Raw genomic sequence first — 19940 nt, 5'->3', positions numbered from 1 at the left:
GCCGGGGGTCACTTGGGAATCCAGGCCTGCCACTTGGCGGTGTTGGCCTCGACCCACTTCTTGGCCGCGTCCTCGCCCGACATGCCGTTGTTGGTCATGTCGTCGGCCACGGCGTTCTGGTCCTCGTTGGTCCACGTGAAGTTCTTGACCAGGTCATAGGCCTTGCCGCCGGATGTGGCGAACTTCGTGCTGACGATCTTGTCGAGGTCCATCTCGGCGTAGTCGCAGGCCACCTTCTTGGGGTCTGCGTCGCAGCCCTCGGCGTACGGCGGCAGGTTCACCCTGGCCAGCTCCGTCTTGCTGAAGAGCCAGTGCGGGTCCCAGAAGTAGAACAGCAGCGGCTTCTTCTGCTCCTGAGCCTGCTGGGCGCCCTTGATCAGGGCCGCCTCCGAGCCGCCGGTGACGACCTTGAGGTTGAGCTTGAGGTTCTTGATCAGGGCGTCCTCGTTGGACACGTACGACGGGTCGCCGAACAGCAGCTGGCCCTTGTCCCCCGACTCGGAGGTCTTGAACAGGTCGGCGTACTTGTTCAGGTTCTTGAAGTCGGTGATGCCGGGGTACTTGTCGACCATCCACTTGGGGATGTACCAGCCGATGACGCCCTTGTTGCCGGTCGAGCCGGCGACCTGGGCCACCTTCTTCTCGTCGATGTACTGCTTCTTGAGGTCCGGGTGGCCCCAGTTCTCGATGATGACGTCGACGTCGCCGGTCTCGAAGCCCTCCCAGGCGAGCTGCTCCTTGATCTCCGGCAGTTCGACCGTGTATCCGAGCTCTTTCTTCAGCAGGTAGGCCACCACGTTGGCGCTCGCCTCGTAGCCCACCCACGGGTTGATCGCGATCTTCACGGTGCCGCCGCCCGAGGCCGGCGCCGCGCTCTGCGAGCCCGACGGCGCGGCGGCCGAGCTGGGCTTGTCTTCCACCTTGGCTCCGCCGCATCCCGCGACGGCCAGTCCAAGCGTCAGAAGGCCTGCAAGCAGGCGAATCTTCATATCGGCTTCCTCTTTTGGGGGGACGGACGCCTGTCGGCGCCCTGCGTGATCCGGTCGAGCATGATGCCCAGCAGCACGATGGCGATTCCGGCGGCGAAGCCCATGCCGAAGTCCGTGCGCTGGGAGAACCCCGAGACGACGTCGTAGCCGAGCGCGCCACCCCCGACCATGGCACCGAGCACCACCATGGCCAGCGTCATCACGATGCCCTGGTTGACCGCGAGCAGGATGGACTTGCGCGCCATCGGCAACTGCACCTTGCGCAGCAGCTGGCCGGGGGTCGACCCGGCCGACAGCGCCGCCTCCACCACGGTCGGCGGCACCCCGCGCAACCCTTCCTCCACCAGCCGGACCACCGGCGGCACCGCGTAGATCACCGAGGCGAAGATGGCGGTGAACCGGGTCGCGCCGAACAACGCCAGCGCCGGAAGCAGGTAGACGAACGAGGGCATCGTCTGGGCGGCGTCCAGCAGCGGGCGCTGGACGGCCGAGAAGCGGGAGGAGCGGGCCGCGGCGATGCCCAGCAGCAGGCCGATCGCCAGCGTGACCGTCACCGCCACGAAGACCATGGTCAGCGTCTGCATGCTGTGCTCCCACAGCCCGAGCAGGGCGATCGCCAGCAGGCAGCCGAGCGCCGTCAGCGCCGGGCGCACCCCGGCGGCCCAGAAGGCGAAGGCGAGCACGGCGGCGGCGACCAGCCACCAGGGGGCGGTGGTGAGCACCCCGTCGAGCGGGTTCAGCAGCAGCCGGGTGGTGAACTCCTTGAGCGCGTCGGTGACCGGGTACCAGGTGCGCTCGGCCCAGCGCACCGCCTCGTTCACCGGTCCGCCCATCTGCAACTCCAGCGCGCTGGGGAACTCCGGCGGCAGCGCGTACGCCAGTCCGATGCCCACGGCGGCGATCGCGGCGGCGACGGCGAGCTTGAGCCGCGACAGTCCCGCCTGGGCCCGCTGCCGGGCGGCCGCCATCGTGGTGCGGTCGAGCACCACGGCCATCACCACGATCGCGAGGCCGGCCGGGAGCATGATGCCGACGTTCTCCCTGGACAGGCCCTTGATGATGTCGGAGCCGAGGCCGGGGGCGGCGATTAGGTTGGCGATGACCACCATGGACAGGGCCATCATGATCGTCTGGTTGATCGCGAGGGTCATGGTGGAGCGGGCCAGCGGCAGCCGTACCTTGAACAGGGTCTGCCAGCGGGTGGCGCCGAGCGAGGCGGAGGCCTCGACGGCGGTGGGCGAGACCTGCTCGATCGCGAGCGCGGTGATGCGGATCGCGGGCGGGATCGCGTAGATGATCGTGGCCGCGACGCCCGCGGGCGCGCCGATCTGGAAGAACAACACCATCGGCGCGAGGTACGCGAACGTCGGCATGATCTGCATGTAGTCGAGCACCGGCGTGATCGCCCGGCGCAACCGCGGCGAGCGGCCCACCCACACGCCCAGGGGCAGCCCGGCCAGCAGCGACAGCAGGACGGCCGTGGCGACCAGGGCGAGGGTGTCGACGCTGTGCTCCCACACGCCCAGCACGCCGAACGAGGCGAACCCGGCCACGCCCAGCAGCGCGACCCGCCAGCCGCCCGCCAGCCAGCCGATGCCGCCCATCACGCCGAGCAGGCCGGGCCAGCCGAGCGCGTGCAGCACGGTCTCGAAGGCCTGGAACAGGCCGTCGATGAACAGCCGGATGTAGTTGATGAAGTAGAGGAAGACCGGGTTGGCGTTCTTGTTGTCGTCGACCCATTCGCGCGCGTCGGTGAGCGCGACGAACGTGCCCGCCTCGTCATCGTGTGGGAGCGTTCCCACCCCGCGGAAGACGACATAGCCCACCGCGAACGCGACCGCCGCCGCTGCCGGCAGGGCCCACCTGGGCAGTTTGACGCGGGGCGGGGTCCCGACCGCGGTCGCGCTCATGCCCCGGCCCGTACGGCCGGCGTCTCGTGCCCGGCCAGGAAGGAGAGCATGTCCACCCGGTCCACGACGCCCACGAGCTCGTCGCCGTCCATGACCCGGATCGGGTGGCCGGAGCCGGAGGAGACCTCGATGGCGTCCTTGACCACGGTCGCGGCGGGCAGGGCGGGGCCGTCCAGGGCCTCGCCCGGCTCGGGCGGCCGGGCGATCCAGCGCAGCGTCAGCACGTGGCTGCGCGGCACGTCGCGGACGAAGTCGGCCACGTAGTCGTCGGCCGGCGCGCCGACCAGGTCCTCGGGGGTGCCGAGCTGCACGATCGAGCCGGAGCGCATGATGGCGATGCGCTCGCCGAGCTTGAGCGCCTCGGACAGGTCGTGGGTGATGAAGACCATGGTCTTGCCGACCTCGCGGTGGAGCCTGATCACCTCGGCCTGCATGTCGCGGCGGATGAGCGGGTCCAGGGCGCTGAACGGCTCGTCGAAGAGCATGACCTCGGGGTCGACGGCGAGGGCGCGGGCCAGGCCGACGCGCTGCTGCATGCCGCCGGAGAGCTGGTCGGGGTAGGCGTCGCCGTGCCCGTCGAGGCCGACCAGGGAGAGGATCTCGCGGGCCCGCTCGTGCCTGGCGGCCTTGGCGGCGCCCTGGACCTCCAGGCCGTAGGCGACGTTGTCGATGACGCGGCGGTGGGGCAGCAGCCCGAAGTGCTGGAAGACCATGCTGACGCGGTGGCGGCGGATCTCGCGCAGGCGCGCGGGGCTCGCGCGGCCGATGTCCTCGCCGCCGATGGAAATCTCGCCGGCGCTCGGCTCGATCAATCGGGTCAGGCAGCGGACCAGTGTGGATTTGCCACTTCCGGACAGGCCCATAACGACGAAGACCTCGCCGGGCCGTACCGTGAAGCTCACGTCCCGCACGGCGGCCGTGCAGCCGGTCTTCTCACGGAGGGGGGCGGCTTCGAGGTGCTTGTCTTCACTGTTCAGCACCTTTTCGGCGGCGGACCCGAAGATCTTCCAGAGACCCTTGACCTCGATGGCCGCGCTCTCGGGAGCAAGCCCCATTTTGCCTCCCGTAGGTAGCTAGGACGGGGGCCAACATATGTGGTGAATAGCGCAAATCACAACGTCGTGACCGTCCAGATACCGGGGCGCTTCCCATGCGTTACTGCCTTGGAACGGGACAATCGCCTATAGGCGGACAGTCGCCACCTTCCGTGGTTATTTCCGGCCGAAAGATGGAGCCCCAGCTTCTCGCCTCATGCGACCCATCTCTCGAATTCTGGCGCGTAATGTTCGATTGGCCGCAACAGTCGGCATGTGTTCCAATTACCCCCACTTGCTGGATTTCCCAAGGGCCCGCACGGCCTTCCATATACGCCGATATGGGCGGCGAGAGGTTGCGTTCGGTGAGCACACAGTTAGGCGAAAGGCAGGCAAGAGCCGCCGACGAGGGAGGCTGGCGGCTACGCAATTGGCGTGTCCGGGCGCGGCTCGTCTCGTTGATCCTCATTCCCACCGCCGCCGCCGTCCTGCTCGGCGGCGTGCAGATGTTCGCCTCCACCGGCGCCGCCTCCGACTACGAACGCACCAACCAGCTCGCCCGCCTGTCCGACCAGATCAGTGAGCTCACCCACCAGGTGGCCCGCGAGCGCGCCGTCGCCGCCTGGTTCATCGCCAGAGGCCGCCCGGACAACGGCGTCGAGACGCTCACCCAGCAGGTCCGCGAGACCAGCGGCGCCGCCTCCACCGTCAAGGCCAGCGCCGAGGACCTGTCGGGGGAGGTCGCCGGCCGCACCGCCGACGAGCTGGAGGCCACCCTCGCCAGGCTCGACGACCTGACCGGGCTGCGCGAGCAGACCAGCAAGGGCGACCTGCTGCCCGGACCGTCCATCGAGCTCTACACGACCGTCATCAGCGACCTGATCTCCGTCCACGACGAACTCAGCAAGGGCACCGACGACGACGAGCTGTTCCGCCAGTCGCAGCTGCTCGTCGCACTGGCCAGGGCCAAGGAGGCCGTCTCCCGGCAGCAGGCGTGGATCACCATCGCGCTGCAGGCGGGCCGCTTCGAGCAGGAGCAGCTCAAGGCCGTCTTCGGCGAGCAGGCCCGCGAGACCAACGAGCGCCGGGCCTTCACCGCCGAGGCCACCGCTGACGAGCGGCGCGTCTTCGACGAGAACGTCAACGCGGCCGGCACCGAGCGCATGCTGTTCCTGCGCGAACTCGTGCTCAGCCGGGCCGCCAACAACCAGCCGCTCAAGGGCCTCGACCTGGCCAAGCGCGACGACGCCCGCGAGTGGTACGAGGCGGCCAGCGTGATGGTCGACTCCATGCGCGCCGTGGAGCGCCGCCAGTCCGCCGGCATCGTGACTCGCAGCGAGCAGCTCACCTCCGCCGAACGCCAGCGCGCCTACCTCATCGCCGGCGCCGTGCTCGCGCTGCTCATCGCCGTCCTGCTGATCACCACGGGCGTGGCCCGCTCTCTGGTACGGCCCCTGCGCAGGCTGCGCGGCGAGGCCCTGGAGATCGCCGGGCGGCGGCTGCCGGAGTTCGTCCAGCGGCTGCGCGAGTCGCGCGACGGCGGCGCCGACGTCGAGATCCCGCCCATCGGCATCTTCTCCAAGGACGAGGTCGGCGAGGTCGCGCGCGCCTTCGACGAGGTGCACCGCGAAGCCGTACGGCTGGCCGGTGACGAGGCGCGGCTGCGCTCCAACGTCAACGCCATGTTCGTCAACCTCTCCCGCAGGTCGCAGACGCTCGTCGAACGGCAGCTCACCCTCATCGAACGGCTGGAGCGCGGCGAACGCGACGACACCAGGCTCGGCGACCTCTTCAAGCTCGACCACCTCGCCACCCGCATGCGCCGCAACAGCGAGAACCTCCTGGTCCTGGCCGGGCAGGAGGCGGCGCGCAAGTGGAGTGAGGCGGTCGAGCTCCTGGACATCGTCCGGGCCGCGCTCGGCGAGGTGGAGAGCTACGACCGGGTCAGCATCCAGGTGCAGTCGGCCGCGGCGATCGCCGGGCAGGCCGTCAGCGACGTGGTGCACCTGCTGGCCGAGCTGGTGGAGAACGCGGTCTCCTTCTCCTCGCGCGACACCAAGGTGATCATCAACAGCAGCCGGATCGACGGCGGCGGGCTCATGGTGTCGGTCACCGACCAGGGCATCGGCATGACCCCGGAAGAGCTGGCCCAGGCCAACTGGCGGCTGGCCAACCCGCCGGTCGTGGACGTGTCGGTGTCGCGGCGGATGGGCCTGTTCGTGGTCGGCCGGCTGGCGCTGCGGCACAACATCCGGGTCCAGTTGCGCCGCCAGGACATCGGCGGGCTGACCGCGATGGTGCTGATACCGGAGGCGCTGCTGTCGGCGGTGACCGAGCAGGTGCCGGAGCCGGGCGGGCAGGCCTTCGACTCCTTCGACGTGGCCCCTGCCGCGACCGGCGCGCCGTTCGACTCCTTCGACGCTCCGGCCGCGCCGCCGTTCGACACGGGGCCCTCGCCCTTCGACACCGGATCCCCCTTCGACACGGGACCCTCGCCGTTCGACCCGGCGGCCTCGCCGTTCGCCGGAGGAACGCTGGGCGGATCCGCGCAGCCCGCGGGGAACCCGCCCATGGGCGGCCCGCCCGTCAGCTCACTGCTGCCCCGATCGCACGGCACGGGACCGCACTCGACGCCGCACGCGGGAGGCCCGCCGGGGGGACCGCCCGCCGGAGGACCGCCCTCCTTCGACGCCACGCCCTCCCACACGCCCTCCTACGACTCGGGGCCGCCCTCCTACGACGCCAGGCCGCAGCACCCGTCGCTCGACGTGCCGCTGCCCGAGTCCGAGCCGCGCTCCTGGTTCTCCGCGGCCACGCCGTCGATCGAGATGACCAGCCCCATCCCCAAGGTCGACGAGTATCTGCCGATCTTCGCGGCGGTCGAGAACGAGTCGAGCTGGTTCACCAAGTCCTCCCCCACCCCCGACCAGCGCACCGACTGGCAGTCGCCCGCCGACAGCGCCTGGCAGGCCGCCCGCTCGACCGGCGAGCCGGAACACGGTGGTACGACCTCTTCGGGATTGCCGAAACGCACGCCAAGAGCGAACCTTGTTCCGGGCTCTGCCACACCGGCGGCCCCACCGCCGCCCCCGCCGCCGGTCGAGCCAGACAGGCTGCGAAGCAGGCTCTCCAGCTACCAGCAGGGCGTCCGCAAAGGGCGCTCAGAGCTTGAGGAGAACCCATGAGAAATCTGAGCCAGGCGGCCAGGGACGTGAACTGGCTGGTCACCGGCTTCGTCGAACAGGTGCCCGGCGTGGCCCACGCGGTGGTCGTCTCCGCCGACGGTCTGCCGATGGCGTTCTCGCGAGGCTTCCCACAGGACCGCGCGGACCAGCTGGCCGCCATCACGGCGGGCCTGATCAGCCTCACCGCGGGCGCGGCCCGCGTGTTCGAAGGCGGCGGCGTCAACCAGACACTGGTCGAGATGGAGCACGGGCTCCTGCTCGCGATGTCGATCAGCGACGGGTCCAGCCTGGCCGTGCTGGCCGCTCCCGACTGCGACATGGGCCTCGTCGCCTATCAAATGACCATCCTCGTGGAGCGCGCGGGGCAGGTGCTGACGCCCGCCGTACGCGCCGAGCTCTCCGCAGCGCGCCCCTGGTGATCGGAGTCGACTGTGGCATCGTGGCATGACGGCCCGCCGGAGGCGGAGCGCAGCTCGCTGGTACGCATGTACGCGGTCACCGGCGGGCGTACCGCTCCGCGCAGCGGCCTGGCGATGGAGGCGCTCGTCTCCTCGGCGACCTCGGCGCAGCTGGGCATGGCCTACACACGGGAGTACCGTGCCATCAGCGAGCTGTGCCGCCAGGTCAGGTCGGTGGCGGAGGTCTCTGCATTGCTGAGCATCCCCCTCGGCGTGGCCCGCGTACTGATCGCGGACATGGAGGCGGAAGGGCTGGTACGGATCTACCAGCCGCAGTTGGACGCAGGCCTGCCGGACAGGAGCCTGCTGGAAAGGGTGCTCAGTGGACTACGCAGGCTCTAACTCGGGCCTCACCTCGACCAAGATCGTGGTCGCCGGTGGTTTCGGTGTCGGGAAGACCACGTTCGTCGGGTCGGTGTCGGAAATCATGCCTTTGACGACGGAAGCGGTGATGACGGATGCCTCCGCGGGCATCGACGACCTGGGGCTGATCCCCGGCAAGTCGACCACCACGGTGGCCATGGACTTCGGGCGGCTCTCCTTAGACCGCGAGCTGATCCTCTACTTGTTCGGAACCCCGGGCCAGCACCGCTTCTGGTTCATGTGGGACGACCTGGTGAAGGGCGCGATCGGCGCCGTCGTGCTGGTGGACAGCCGCCGCCTGGCCGACAGCTTCCCCGCCGTCGACTACTTCGAGAACGCCGACATCCCCTTCGTGATCGGGCTCAACGGATGGCACGGGCAGTTCCCCCACGTCGAGAACGAGGTGCGCGAGGCCCTCACGCTCTCGCCACACGTCCCGATCGTCCGCACGGACGCCCGGCACCGCGACGCGGTCAAGTCCACGCTCATCGCGCTGGTCGAGCACGCGCTCTCCACCACCGTGGCGTGATCTTCCCCGGCCGTACGGTGTACCGTACGGATCGTGACCATCGAGTACACCGGAAAGGGCGACCCGGCGCGCAGCCTCGCGCTGCTCTGGCGGACCAGCGACCGCGTCAGCCGTAAGGGCAAGCCGGACCTCAGCGTCGAGCGGATCGTCCGCGCGGCGATCGAGGTGGCCGACTCCGACGGGCTGCAGGCGCTGTCCATGCGGCGGGTCGCCGAGAAGCTGGGTGTGGGGACGATGTCGCTCTACACCTACGTGCCCGGCAAGCCGGAACTGCTCGACGTCATGCTCGACACCGTCTACGGGGAGGTCGAGCGGCCCGAGGATCTTCCGGGCGGCTGGCGCGAACGGCTGTCGCGCATCGCCAGGGAGAACTGGCGGCTCTACCTGCGTCATCCCTGGCTGCTCCAGGTCGCCACCTCCCGGCCGGTGCTGGGCCCCAACGTCACCGCCAAGTACGACTTCGAGCTACGCGCGCTGGACGGCATCGGGCTCACCGACGTCGAGATGGACGCGGTGCTCACGCTCGTCAGCGGGTTCGTCCACGGCACCGCCAGAGGCGCGGTGGAGGCCGCTCAGGCCGAGTCTCAGACCGGAATGAGCGACGAGCAGTGGTGGGCCGCCCACGCGCCCTTCCTGGCCCGCATCGGCGACACCGCCCGATTCCCCACGGCCGCGCGGGTGGGACAGGCGACAGGGGAGGCCCTGGGCGGCGCCTACAGCGCGGAGCACGCCTTCGAGTTCGGGCTGGAGCGCGTGCTGGACGGCGTGGAGGCGCTGATCGGGCGGCGCACCGCCTGAAGAACCCCGAAAAGCCGAAGCGGCCCCGCTCCGCGTGGAGAGGGGCCGCCGGGCCGTACCCGATGAACGTCAGACGTGCGCGGCGCGGATGCGGACCACGTGCTCCACCAGCGCGATGAGCGTCGCCTTGACCGAGTCGCGGTGCCGGGCGTCCGTGCGGACGATCGGCACGTGCGAGGGCAGCGCCAGCGCCTCCCGCACCTCCTCCTCGCCGTGCGGGAACTGCCCGTCCCACCCGTTGACGCCCACGACGAAGGGCAGCTTGGCCTCTTCGAAGTAGTCGATCGCGGGGAAGCTGTCGGCCAGGCGCCGCGTGTCGAGCAGGACGACGGCGCCGATGGCCCCGCGTACGAGGTCGTCCCACATGAACCAGAAGCGGTGCTGACCGGGCGTGCCGAACAGGTAGAGGATGAGGTCACGGTCGAGCGAGAGCCGGCCGAAGTCCATCGCCACCGTGGTGGTCTGCTTGTTCGGTGTCATGCCGAGGTCGTCGATGCCCGCGGACGCGTCCGTCATGACCGCTTCCGTGGTGAGCGGGAGGATCTCGGACACCGCCCCCACGAACGTCGTCTTGCCCACGCCGAAGCCGCCCGCGACCACAATCTTGGTGGATGTGAGGCCTGCGTTAGAGCCTGCACTGTGTTCATAGGCGTCGTAGGCCACTGAGCACCCTTTCGAGCATGTTGAGGTCTGGCTGTCCCTGGGCGAGACGTGGCTGGTGCAGGCGGACGAGTCCTTCGTCGGACATGTCCGCCACCAGCACGCGCGCCACACCGAGCGGAACCCGGAGCAGGGCCGAGATCTCGGCGACCGACCGGAAGGTGCGGCAGAGTTGCATGATCGCATCCTGCTCGGGCGTGAGCAGGGACAACTCGTCATCAGGGATCGACATGGAGGACACCAGGGTCTCCATGGCCAGGTGGTAGCGCGGTTCGGAGCGACCGCCGGTTACCGCGTAGGGGCGGAACAGGGGCTCGTCGTCCCCGTCACTGCCATACACGGGCCTGTCCCATCGATTTCATCGCATCACCGCGTCCTGGCTGCCTGGAGTTCCGCACGCAGGGACGGCGTGAGTGCCTGGCCGGCGCGGTCGACGAGCAGCGTCATCTGGTACGCCACCAACCCCATGTCGCAGTCGGGGGCGGCCAGCACGGTGAGCACGGAACCGTCGCTGATCGCCATGACCAGCAGCAGCCCGCGCTGCATCTCCACGACCGTCTGGGTGACGGCGCCGCCCTCGAAGACCCGGGAGGCGCCCACCGTCAGGCTGAGCAGCCCGGCGGACACGGCGGCGAGCTGGTCGGCGCGGTCCGGCGGGAAGCCTTCTGAGCTGGCCAGGCACAGCCCATCGGCGGAGACGACGACGGCGTGCGCGACCCCGGGAGTGTTCCTCACGAAGTCGGTGATCAGCCAGTCGAACCGGTGCGCCTCGTGGCTAAGGGTAGTCACGCTACCTCCCTAGCGGCAGGACGCTCGCTCACTCTTGTTCCTCCTGTTCACGTACTTCCGCACGACCGCGGCGCACACCCTGCTGGTAGCTGGCCATCCGGCTGCGGATGCGATCCGCGGACACCGGCGGCATCGGGGACAGCGGCTGGGCCTGCTGGCCCGCCGTGCCCGGCACCAGGTTGGCCTTGGGCGTGCGCTTGGGCAGACCGGCGGAGGTGAGTCCGCCGAGACTGGGGTCGCTGGCGGCCGCCGCCGCACGCCATCCGGCGTCGGCGGGGGTTCGCCACGTTTCCTCCCCAGAGGGTACGGCCTGCGGGGGTGCGGCCTCATCCCTCCTGGGCAACTCCTGTGCCTCAGGCGCCCGCTCGCCCTGCGCCTGAGCCCCCGGCGCCTGAGCCCCCGGCGTCTGAGTACTTGGCGCCTGCTCTCCCGGCGGCCGGCGGAACCAGGCCGACTCGACGGAGGCGAAGATCGGCAGGAACTCCTCCTGCTCAGGCTCCATCGGGGAGACGTCCACCGACGGCACGTCCCTGCGCCAGTGCTCGCGGACCGGCTCCGGCGTCCCGAACGGCTGCCGCATCGGTGGCCGGCTTGCCGGGGGCGTCGGGTATCCGCCACCGGCCGGTGGCGGCACCGGCGTCTGCGGCTGGAAGGCGCCGGTGGAGGGCGGGTAGGCGGGCCGTACCTCGGCGGTGGGCTGGGACACGGGGAAGGCCCCCGTGTTCTCCCTGGCCGGGACGGACGGGTCGGCGGCGGGGCCCCGCGTCGGCAGGGGCCCGGAGTCCGCGCTGGGGTACGACGGCTGCTCGACGCTGGGATAGGCGGGCTGCTCGACGCCGGGATACGCGGGCTGCTCGGTGCCCGGGTAGGAGGGCCGCTCCACACTCGGGTAGGAGGAGTGCTCCACGCTGGGGTACGCGGGCTGCTCCACGCTGGGGAAGGCGTGCTCCGCGCTGGAATGGGCGGGCTGCTCCACGCTCGGGAACGACGGGTGCTCCTGGCGGCGCTGCGGCGGCTGGGGTTGCTGCGGTCCGCTCGGGAACGACGGGAAGGTCCCGCTGTCCTGCCGGAAGGCACCGCCGTCGGTGTCGGCGGTGAACCCGGTCAGCCGTCCGCGCGAGGCCGTGAGGTCCTGCGAGTCGTAGCTGCCGAAGGAGTTGAAGCTCTGCGCGGGCGCGCCGAAGGCGGGTGCGGGCGCGGCCGCGGTGCCGCCGCCGAAGGCGGGCCGCTGGGCGTTGGGCTGCGGCTGCGAGCCGTCGGGGATCAGCGTGGGCGGCAGCAGCACCATGGCGATCAGGCCGGCGCCCTCGCCCTTGCGCAGCTGCACGCGGATGCCGTGGCGCAGCGCCAGCCGGCCGACCACGAACAGGCCCATCCGCCGCGAGACCGACACGTCCACGACCGGCGGCTCGGCCAGGCGCCGGTTGGCCTCGCCCATCTCGTCCTCGGTCATGCTGATGCCGGCGTCGCTCACCGACAGCAGCGCGCCGCCGCCCTCGATGACACTGCTGGAGACGATCACCTGGCTGTTCTTGGGCGAGAACTGGATCGCGTTCTCGACCAGCTCGGCGACGAGGTGGACGAGGTCGTTGGCGGCGCTGCCCACCACGGAGGTGGAACGGTGCACCTTGACCTGGACCCGCTCGTAGTCCTCGACCTCCGACAGCGCGGCGCGCACGACGTCGACGAGCTTGGCGGGCTGGCTGCGCCGGCGGGTGGGCTCGTGGCCGGCGAGGACCAGGAGGTTCTCGGAGTTGCGGCGCATGCGGGTGGCGAGGTGGTCGAGCTTGAACAGGTCGGCCAGGCGGCCGCCGTCCTGCTCGCCCTTCTCCAGGCCGTCGATCAGCGAGATCTGCCGCTCGACCAGCGTCTGGGTGCGGCGCGAGAGGTTGACGAACATCGCGCTGATGTTGCTGCGGAGCTCGGCCTCCTCGCCGGCCAGCCGTACGGCCTGGCGGTGGACCTCGTCGAAGGCCTTGGCGACCTCGCCGATCTCGTCCTGGCCCTCGATGTCGATGGGCCGCACCGCGCCCGCGGAGGTGTCACCGGTGATACGCAGCTTGCGCACCACGTCGGGCAGGCGGAAGCCGGCGATGTCGAGCGCCTCGGTGCGCAGCCGCCGTAGCGGCGAGACCATCGAGCGGGCGATGACGACGGTGAACAGCAGCACGGCCACGAGCAGCAGCAGGATGGCGACGCCGGCGACGACCGCGCTGCGCACCTCGGCGTTCTTCAGCTCCAGCACGCGGGCCGAGAGCCGCTGGGCGACCTCGTTCTCCACGCCGCCGATGGCGTCGATGACCTTGCTGTTGTCGTCGAACCAGACGTTGGGGTCCTCGATGAGGTGGTTGCTGAAGACCGCTCCGGCTTCCTTGTTCCCCGCGAGCACGATCGCGCGGGCCTTGGTCAGCTCGGTGCCGTAGTACTCGGTGGGCGGAAGCGCGTTGCGCAGCTTCATGCCGAACTCGACGCCGGCCTCGGCGCCGAAGTCGGCCTGGGCCTCAAGCTGGCGGGAGTGGGAGGCGATGAAGCGCTGGGCTTCCTGCGCGTCGACCGAGCGGTAGCGGTAGTAGCCGATGAGCAGCTGGTAGCGCTGCTGGGAGATCTCCTCCTTGGCCCGCGCGAGCGCGCTGAGGCCGCGGTGGTAGCCGATCGTCGCGGCGTCCTGGGTCAGCAGGCTCAGCTCGTCGTGCAGGCTCAGCAGGGAGTCGGTGAGACCGCGGTAGGCGGTCGGGACCTTGTCCGCGCGAATCTTGGCCAGGTTGAGCGAGGTCCGCACCATCATGACGGCGTGCTCGACGCGGGGACCGAAGTCGGCCATGGCGGTCAGGTCCTCTTGCAGGGCCTTGACCTGGTCGTTGACTTCTTTCTGGCGGGCGGTGAAGGCGCCCTTGAGCTCTCTGCCCGCGGCCCCCGCCGTGTACATCCACGTCCCGGTGTCACGCTCCAGACCGACCGTCTGCACAAGGTCGCGGATGCGCCCGCTCTGCTCGGCGGCGGCCGCCGCGCGGTCGTAGACGTTGACGCTTTCGACGGAGGTGACGACCCGGGCGCCCGCGAGAACCACGCCGGCCACCGTGGGCACGAGGATGAGCGCCGTCAGGCGCCATCTCACACGCCAGTTGCGCAGGCTGAACTTAGGCAGCGACCGCCTCGCGCGGTCCCGCCTCGCGGCGAGGCCGCTCTCGGAACTCCCCGTAGTCACTGCTTTCGTTACCCCTCAATCATCCCGTCTTCAACGGGTCGTAAACCGTCCACAAAGTATCCGCAGCAACTCACGTACCAGGCAAAACGGACACAATCGTTACAAATGTGACCGCAGAATGTGTGTTGTTGGTTACCGCAGTGCTGCAAGCACGAGATCGCGGACTTGCGTCCTCTGCGCACCGTCGCTGAGGGGGCGCCCGGCACGGTCTACCACATAGAAGACGTCCACCGCCTCCGCGCCGAGAGTCTCCACTCGGGCGGCGCGTACGTCAAGCCCACATTCCCCGAAAGCCCTGCCAATACGCCACAGAAGCCCCGGCCTGTCATGGGCTCTGACTTCCACGACGGTGGCGGTCGCCGAGGCGTCGTCCACCAACGTCACGCGGGGTGGAGCGACCGGTACGCGAGCGGGTCTCACCGACCGGGTACGGCGGGCCAGACGTTGCTCGATGTCAAGACGCCCAGCAAGGACGAGACGGAGATCGGCTTCGAGCGTGGCGGGATCCGGCGGCGAGCCGTACTCGGGAATGACCGCGAACTCGATCACGGCCGTGGCGCCCGCGGCCGCTGAGGAGGCCGAACGCACCACGAGCCGGTGCGCGGCGAGCACCCCGGCGGCGCTCCACAGCAGTCCGGGCCGGTCGGGGGCGACGACGGTGACCACTCCCCCGGCCACGCGTACGGCCCCGCCACCGTGCCGGGCCAGCGCCACCTGCGCCTCCGACAGGCTCGGCGGCTGGGGCGGCGGTGAGCCGGACAGCGCCGAACGCACCCTGCGCACGAGGTCGGCGACCAGCCCGGCCTTCCAGGAGTTCCACGCGGCGGGCCCGGTGGCGTGGCCGTCGGCACTGGCCAGCGCGGCCAGCAGTTCCAGCACCTCGCGCGAGCCCACGGTCGCGGCGACCTTCTCGATCGTGACCGGGTCGTCCAGGTCGCGGCGGGTGGCGGTCTCGGGCAGCAGCAGGTGGTGGCGTACGACGGTGGCGAGGATCTCCACGTCGCGCGCGGGCAGCCCGATCCTGGCGCCGATGTCGCGGACCACGACCTCGCCCGTGGCCGAGTGGTCGCCCGGCCAGCCCTTGCCGATGTCGTGCAGCAGCGCGGAGATCAGCAGGAGGTCGGGGCGGGAGACCTCCCGGGTGTGCGCGGCGGCGTTGGCCGCGGTCTCGACCAGGTGGCGGTCGACGGTGAAGCGGTGGATGGGGTTGCGCTGCGGACGGTGCCGCACGCGTTCCCAGTCGGGCAGCAGCTTGACCAGGACGCCCGCCTGGTCGAGCTCCTCCCACACCGGCACCGCGGCCCGCCCGGCGCCGAGCACCGCGACCAGCGCGTCGCGCGCCTCCTCCGGCCACGGGACCGGCATCGGCGCCGACCGCGCCGCCAGAACGGTGACCGTCGCGGGCGCCAGCGGCAGCCCCGACCCGGCCGCGGCCGCCGCCGCGCGCAGCACCAGCACCGGGTCCTTGCGCGGGTCGGCGCCGCGCGCCAGCACGACCTCACCGCCGTGCTCGACGACGCCGTCGGCCAGCGGGCGGCGTCCTCGCGGGCTCGGCCCCGACACCAGCCGGTCGACCGCCCGCCAGGTCACGTCGAAGGCGTGCGCGATCGTGCGGCCCGCCTCAGCGAGCCGGCGCATCAGCGCCTCCGCGTCCAGCAGGCCCAGCAGCCCCGCCACCGCGTCCTGCTCCTGCAAAACCAGGCGGTCGGCGCCGCGCCCCGTGACGACGTGCAGCGCGTGGCGCACGTCCAGGATGAACTCGTAGGCCTCGCGCGCCCTCGGCCCCGGCGCGGAGGCGACCCAGGCCGCCGCGACCGCCTGCATCGCCTGCAGGTCGCGCAGCCCGCCGCGGCCGTCCTTCAGATCGGGTTCGAGCAGGAAGGCGACCTCGCCGCTGCTCTCGGCCCGCCGGTCGGCGGCCTGGCGCAGTTCGGCCAGGCGGCGGCGCGAGTCGGCGCGCCACCCGGCCAGCACCGCCTCCCTGGCCTTCTTGGTCAGCTCGGGGTCGCCCGCCACGTGCCTGGCCTGGATCAGCCCGAGCACGGCCTTGAGGTCGTCGCGGGCCACGCGCACGGCCTCGTCGACGGTACGCACGGAGTGGTCGAGCCCCACGCCCGAGTCCCACACCGGGTACCAGACGCGGTCGGCGATCGAGGCGATGTCGTCGCGGCCCTCGTGCAGCAGGACCAGGTCCAGGTCGCTGCCCGGGGCCAGTTCGCGCCGCCCCAGGCTGCCGACGGCCATCAGCGCCGCGCCCGCGCCGTCGCCGGCCGTACGGAAGAGATCCTTGAGCCAGCGATCGGTGTCGGCGGCCCGCGAACCGCGGGCCGCCGCGAAGGAGCGCGCCTCTCCCCTCACGACACCTCCATGGTTTCCGGGCGAGTTCACAGCGCCTCGGGGCCCCGCTCTCCCGTGCGCACCCGGATGACCGTGTCCACCGGGACGGACCAGACCTTGCCGTCGCCGATCTTGCCGGTCTGGGCGGCCTTGACGATGACGTCGATCACGTCCTCGGCGTCGTCCTCCTCGGCCAGCACCTCCACGCGGACCTTCGGGACCAGGTCCACCTGGTACTCGGCGCCCCGGTAGACCTCGGTGTGGCCGCGCTGCCTGCCGTACCCGCTGGCCTCGCTGACCGTCATGCCCTTGATGCCGAACTGCTCCAGCGCGGCCTTCACGTCATCGAGCTTGAACGGCTTGATGACGGCGGTGATGAGCCTCATGCGTCCACCTTCTTCGTGGCAGGGACCGGGCCGTTGGAGGAGACCACGCCGGAGGCGTGCACGCTGCCGAGGTCGTAGCCGGTTTCGGCGTGCGTGGTGACGTCGACGCCGGCGACCTCGGCCTCCTGGGAGATCCGGAAGCCCATGGTCTTGTCGATGATCTTTCCGATCACCCATGAGAGCACGAACGAGTAGAGACCCACCACGACCGGGCCGAGCACCTGCAACCCGAGCTGACTGAGCTGGCCGCCCTCGATCAGGATGCCCTTGTTCTGGCCGGGCAGGAACGGGTAGGCGGCCACGAAGCCCAGTGCGACCGCGCCGATCACGCCACCGACCAGGTGCACGCCGACCACGTCGAGCGAGTCGTCGAAGCCCGCCTTGTACTTCAGGCCCACCGCGTAGCAGCAGCCGACACCGGCCAGCAGGCCGATGACCACGGCCGCCCAGGGGTCCACGAAGCCGCAGGCCGGGGTGATGGCGACCAGACCGGCGACCGCGCCGGAGGCGGCGCCGAGCGTGGTGGCGTGGCCGTCGCGCAGCTTCTCCACGATGAGCCAGGCGCCCGCCGCGACGGCGGCGGCGACCTGCGTGTTCATGAAGGCGAGGCCGGCGGTCTGGTCGGGGGCCAGCTCCGACCCGGCGTTGAACCCGAACCAGCCGAACCACAGCAGGCCGGTGCCGAGCAGGACCAGCGTCAGGTTGTGCGGCCGCATCGGCTCCTTACGCCAGCCGGAACGCTTGCCCAGCACCAGCGCCAGCGCGAGGGCCGCGGCGCCCGCGTTGATGTGGACCACGGTGCCGCCCGCGAAGTCCTCGATGCCCAGCTGGCCCAGCCAGCCGCCGCCCCACACCCAGTGCGCGACGGGGAAGTACACGACCGTGGCCCACACCAGGGAGAAGAGCACCCAGGCGCCGAACTTGGCCCGATCGGCGACGGCCCCGCTGATCAGCGCGACGGTGATGACGGCGAAGGTGAGCTGGAAGGCGGAGAAGACCATCAGGGGGAAGTTGTCGGCCGCCGCGGCCTCGGGCGTGACGTTGCCTCCCGCCACGATGAGGTTCTCGTAGACCGCGTTGTAGACGCCGCTGAGCCCGAGGTAGTCGAGGCCGCCGACGATCTTGTTGATGAATCCGGTGCCGTCTCCGGCGGTGTCGAAGGCGAGCGAGTAGCCGTAGAGCACCCAGGCGACGGTCACCACGATGATGCTGACGAACGACATCATCATCATGTTGAGGACGCTCTTGGCCCTGGTCATGCCCCCGTAGAAGAACGCGAGGCCCGGAGTCATCAGCAGCACCAGAGCGGTGCACACCAGCATCCAGGCGGTAGTGCCGCTATCGATCATCGACGCGACCTCCTTACACATTGGCGACTGACCGGAACTGTCGCTCTGCGGGGTTTCGCGGCTCGACCAGGCGTGTTTCACGTGCGTGAATCTCCACGCCGTGGTGTTTCGCCCTTGTTTCGGTCTCCGCACAGCCCGCGTTCGGGGCCGGAGGGGCGTACGCCCAAGCGGGCGCTAGGCCAAAACCTACTTTAATTATGGACAATCTCCCGTGAGGTCCATCACATTAAATTCGGACACCACGCGACTTTCCCTGCTTCGACGGCCCATCCGCCCCTGACGCTTAAAGCGGCGTTCACCGCCGCTTAGATAGGTTTGTTTACAGTAGAAGGCAAGATGCCTGATGAACGGGGGGTGTTCGGCATGTCCGCGACTTTGCTCGCGCCTACGGCCCGGCCACAGCACGATTTTCTTCCCGTCCCACCAACGGACACCGAAATTTCACTCTATTTTGGCCCGCAGCGCCGGTGGGTTCTGCTGGCCGTACCTTTGAGTCTGACCTTTACCGCCGGAACATTATTCCTCTTCTCCTTGCGCCACCCGATCCTGCTGCCCTTCCTGGCGGCGCTCGTGGTCAACCTGGCGGGCTGGCTGCTCTCCTACGTCGACGGCCAGCGCCAGCGCACCACCACCTGGGAGTCGCACCTGCTCCTGACCAAGGGCTGGCGCCCGGCCCGGCCTCCCGGCGTGGACGTGCTGCTGCCGACCATGGACGAACCGCTGGAGGTGCTGGACAACACCTTCGCCCACGTGACCCGCCTTGACTGGAACGCTCCACTCACCGTCACGGTCCTGGACGACGCCGACCGCCCCGAGGTGGCCGACCTGGCCCGCTCGTACGGCTTCGCCCACACCGTCCGCCCCGACCGCGGCCACCTGAAGAAGGCCGGCAACCTCAACCACGGCCTGTCCCTGACCGGCAACGAGGTCGTGGCGGTCTTCGACGCCGACTTCGTCCCACGCCCCGACTTCCTGCACCACCTGGTCCCCTATCTGGAGGACCCGCAGATCGCCGTGGCCCAGTCGCCGCAGTTCTTCGACACCGACCAGGGCATGCCGTGGATCCAGCGGACCGCCGCCGCCTCCCAGGAACTGTTCTACCGGTGGCTGCAGCCGAGCCGCGACGCCGACGGCGGCGCCATCTGCGTGGGCACCAACGTCGTCTACCGCCGCGCCGCCCTCGACCGCATCGGCGGCTTCCCCAGGATCGACCACAGCGAGGACATCTACACCAGCGTCGCGCTCATGAGGCACGGCCTGCGCACCAAGTACGTGCCGGTCCTGCTGGCCAAGGGGCTGTCGCCGGACAACGTCGGCTCGTACGTGGCGCAGCAGTACCGCTGGGCCATGGGCTGCCTGAGCCTGCTGTTCAGCCGCGACTTCCACCGCACACCGATGGGCTGGCGGGTGCGCCTGTCCTACTGGAGCGGCTTCCTGTCCTACTTCGTCTCGGCGCTCAACATCGCGGCCATCCCGCTGCCCGGCCTGATCATGCTCTACGCCTACCCGCAGGACGTGCGCGCCTGGCACATGATCCCGTTCGTCGGCCCGCTGTGGGTGGCGCTGGTGCTGCTGCCCGCGACCTCGGTCGGCCGCTACCGCTTCGAGGTCATCCGCGCCCAGACCCTCTACTCCTACTGCCACCTGTTCGCCATCGGCCACGCCCTGCGCAACCGGGTGTCGGCCTGGGTGCCCAGCGGCGGAGGAGGAGCCAAGCGCTCGCGCCTGGTCGTCACCATCACCCGCCTGGCCCTCGCCTGGCTGAGCGGAACCACGCTCGCGGTCTGGGCGGGCATCGCCTGGCGCGCCCCCGCCTATGGCTGGCACCACTACTGGGCGCTGACGCTGTTCGCCGCCGCGAGCACCTACATCGCCCTGCCGCTGATCCGCGACCTGTGGAGGTTCGTGCGATGAACCACCGTCAGCGCTGGCCGGAGACACTGGCCAT

16 protein-coding genes are annotated in these 19940 nt (G+C 70.2%); 6 read left to right on the top strand and 10 right to left on the bottom strand.

Going from position 1 to position 19940, the window contains the following annotated elements; genetic code table 11:
- Window positions 1-8 precede the first annotated feature (8 nt).
- The 3 genes from ACIBHY_RS13150 to ACIBHY_RS13140 form a co-directional block, all read right to left on the bottom strand.
- Window positions 9-920, bottom strand: coding sequence for an ABC transporter substrate-binding protein (locus ACIBHY_RS13150; RefSeq protein ID WP_397253519.1), 912 nt, complete (start codon window positions 918-920; stop codon window positions 9-11).
- A gap of 65 nt (window positions 921-985) precedes the next feature.
- Entirely contained in the window at window positions 986-2899 is a 1914-nt protein-coding gene (locus tag ACIBHY_RS13145; RefSeq protein WP_397253517.1) for an ABC transporter permease, read from the bottom strand.
- Window positions 2896-3954 (bottom strand): glycine betaine/L-proline ABC transporter ATP-binding protein, encoded by a 1059-nt coding sequence (locus ACIBHY_RS13140; RefSeq protein WP_397095207.1) that lies wholly within the window; start codon window positions 3952-3954, stop codon window positions 2896-2898. Before ACIBHY_RS13140 ends, ACIBHY_RS13145 begins: the two co-directional genes overlap by 4 nt.
- A gap of 344 nt (window positions 3955-4298) precedes the next feature.
- Here ACIBHY_RS13140 and ACIBHY_RS13135 point away from each other — a divergent pair, with 344 nt between their 5' ends.
- The 5 genes from ACIBHY_RS13135 to ACIBHY_RS13115 all read left to right on the top strand — a co-directional run bounded on the left by ACIBHY_RS13135 (window position 4299) and on the right by ACIBHY_RS13115 (window position 9266).
- On the top strand, window positions 4299-7118 hold the full coding sequence (locus tag ACIBHY_RS13135; protein WP_397306757.1) for a nitrate- and nitrite sensing domain-containing protein: 2820 nt from the start codon (window positions 4299-4301) through the stop codon (window positions 7116-7118).
- Between the two features lie 5 nt (window positions 7119-7123).
- Window positions 7124-7537: a roadblock/LC7 domain-containing protein gene (locus tag ACIBHY_RS13130; protein WP_397253741.1), complete on the top strand. Its 414-nt coding sequence runs from the start codon at window positions 7124-7126 to the stop codon at window positions 7535-7537.
- 66 nt (window positions 7538-7603) lie between these two features.
- The gene (locus ACIBHY_RS13125) at window positions 7604-7918 is read left to right on the top strand and encodes a DUF742 domain-containing protein (protein WP_221340875.1); all 315 of its coding nucleotides are present in this window, start codon (window positions 7604-7606) and stop codon (window positions 7916-7918) included.
- Complete coding sequence (locus ACIBHY_RS13120) at window positions 7899-8468, top strand: GTP-binding protein (protein ID WP_397253513.1); 570 nt, start codon at window positions 7899-7901, stop codon at window positions 8466-8468. Before ACIBHY_RS13125 ends, ACIBHY_RS13120 begins: the two co-directional genes overlap by 20 nt.
- Window positions 8469-8501: 33 nt before the next feature.
- Entirely contained in the window at window positions 8502-9266 is a 765-nt protein-coding gene (locus ACIBHY_RS13115) for a TetR/AcrR family transcriptional regulator C-terminal domain-containing protein (RefSeq protein ID WP_397253511.1), read from the top strand.
- Window positions 9267-9335: 69 nt separating this feature from the next.
- Here ACIBHY_RS13115 and ACIBHY_RS13110 read toward each other — a convergent pair whose 3' ends face one another.
- The 7 genes from ACIBHY_RS13110 to ACIBHY_RS13080 form a co-directional block, all read right to left on the bottom strand.
- Window positions 9336-9866: an ATP/GTP-binding protein gene (locus ACIBHY_RS13110; RefSeq protein WP_379620268.1), complete on the bottom strand. Its 531-nt coding sequence runs from the start codon at window positions 9864-9866 to the stop codon at window positions 9336-9338.
- Between the two features lie 43 nt (window positions 9867-9909).
- On the bottom strand, window positions 9910-10266 hold the full coding sequence (locus ACIBHY_RS13105; RefSeq protein WP_184965629.1) for a DUF742 domain-containing protein: 357 nt from the start codon (window positions 10264-10266) through the stop codon (window positions 9910-9912).
- A gap of 26 nt (window positions 10267-10292) precedes the next feature.
- Entirely contained in the window at window positions 10293-10715 is a 423-nt protein-coding gene (locus ACIBHY_RS13100; protein WP_184965631.1) for a roadblock/LC7 domain-containing protein, read from the bottom strand.
- 28 nt (window positions 10716-10743) lie between these two features.
- Complete coding sequence (locus ACIBHY_RS13095; protein ID WP_397306756.1) at window positions 10744-13830, bottom strand: nitrate- and nitrite sensing domain-containing protein; 3087 nt, start codon at window positions 13828-13830, stop codon at window positions 10744-10746.
- Between the two features lie 222 nt (window positions 13831-14052).
- Window positions 14053-16278 carry a [protein-PII] uridylyltransferase gene (locus ACIBHY_RS13090; protein ID WP_397253507.1) on the bottom strand — a complete coding sequence of 742 codons (2226 nt, stop codon included), beginning with the start codon at window positions 16276-16278 and terminating at the stop codon, window positions 14053-14055.
- Between the two features lie 26 nt (window positions 16279-16304).
- Window positions 16305-16643, bottom strand: coding sequence for a P-II family nitrogen regulator (locus ACIBHY_RS13085; protein ID WP_157250041.1), 339 nt, complete (start codon window positions 16641-16643; stop codon window positions 16305-16307).
- Window positions 16640-17992, bottom strand: a complete 1353-nt coding sequence (locus ACIBHY_RS13080) for an ammonium transporter (protein ID WP_397253506.1) — start codon at window positions 17990-17992, stop codon at window positions 16640-16642. Before ACIBHY_RS13080 ends, ACIBHY_RS13085 begins: the two co-directional genes overlap by 4 nt.
- 531 nt (window positions 17993-18523) lie before the next feature.
- Here ACIBHY_RS13080 and ACIBHY_RS13075 point away from each other — a divergent pair.
- A complete protein-coding gene (locus tag ACIBHY_RS13075; RefSeq protein WP_397306755.1) occupies window positions 18524-19906 on the top strand; it encodes a glycosyltransferase family 2 protein in 1383 nt (460 codons plus the stop codon).
- Window positions 19907-19940: the final 34 nt, after the last annotated feature.

Origin of the sequence: Nonomuraea sp. NPDC050547 (genome assembly GCF_044457345.1) — a bacterium.
Lineage (GTDB): Bacteria > Actinomycetota > Actinomycetes > Streptosporangiales > Streptosporangiaceae > Nonomuraea.
This window is presented reverse-complemented; position numbering and strand designations above follow the sequence as displayed.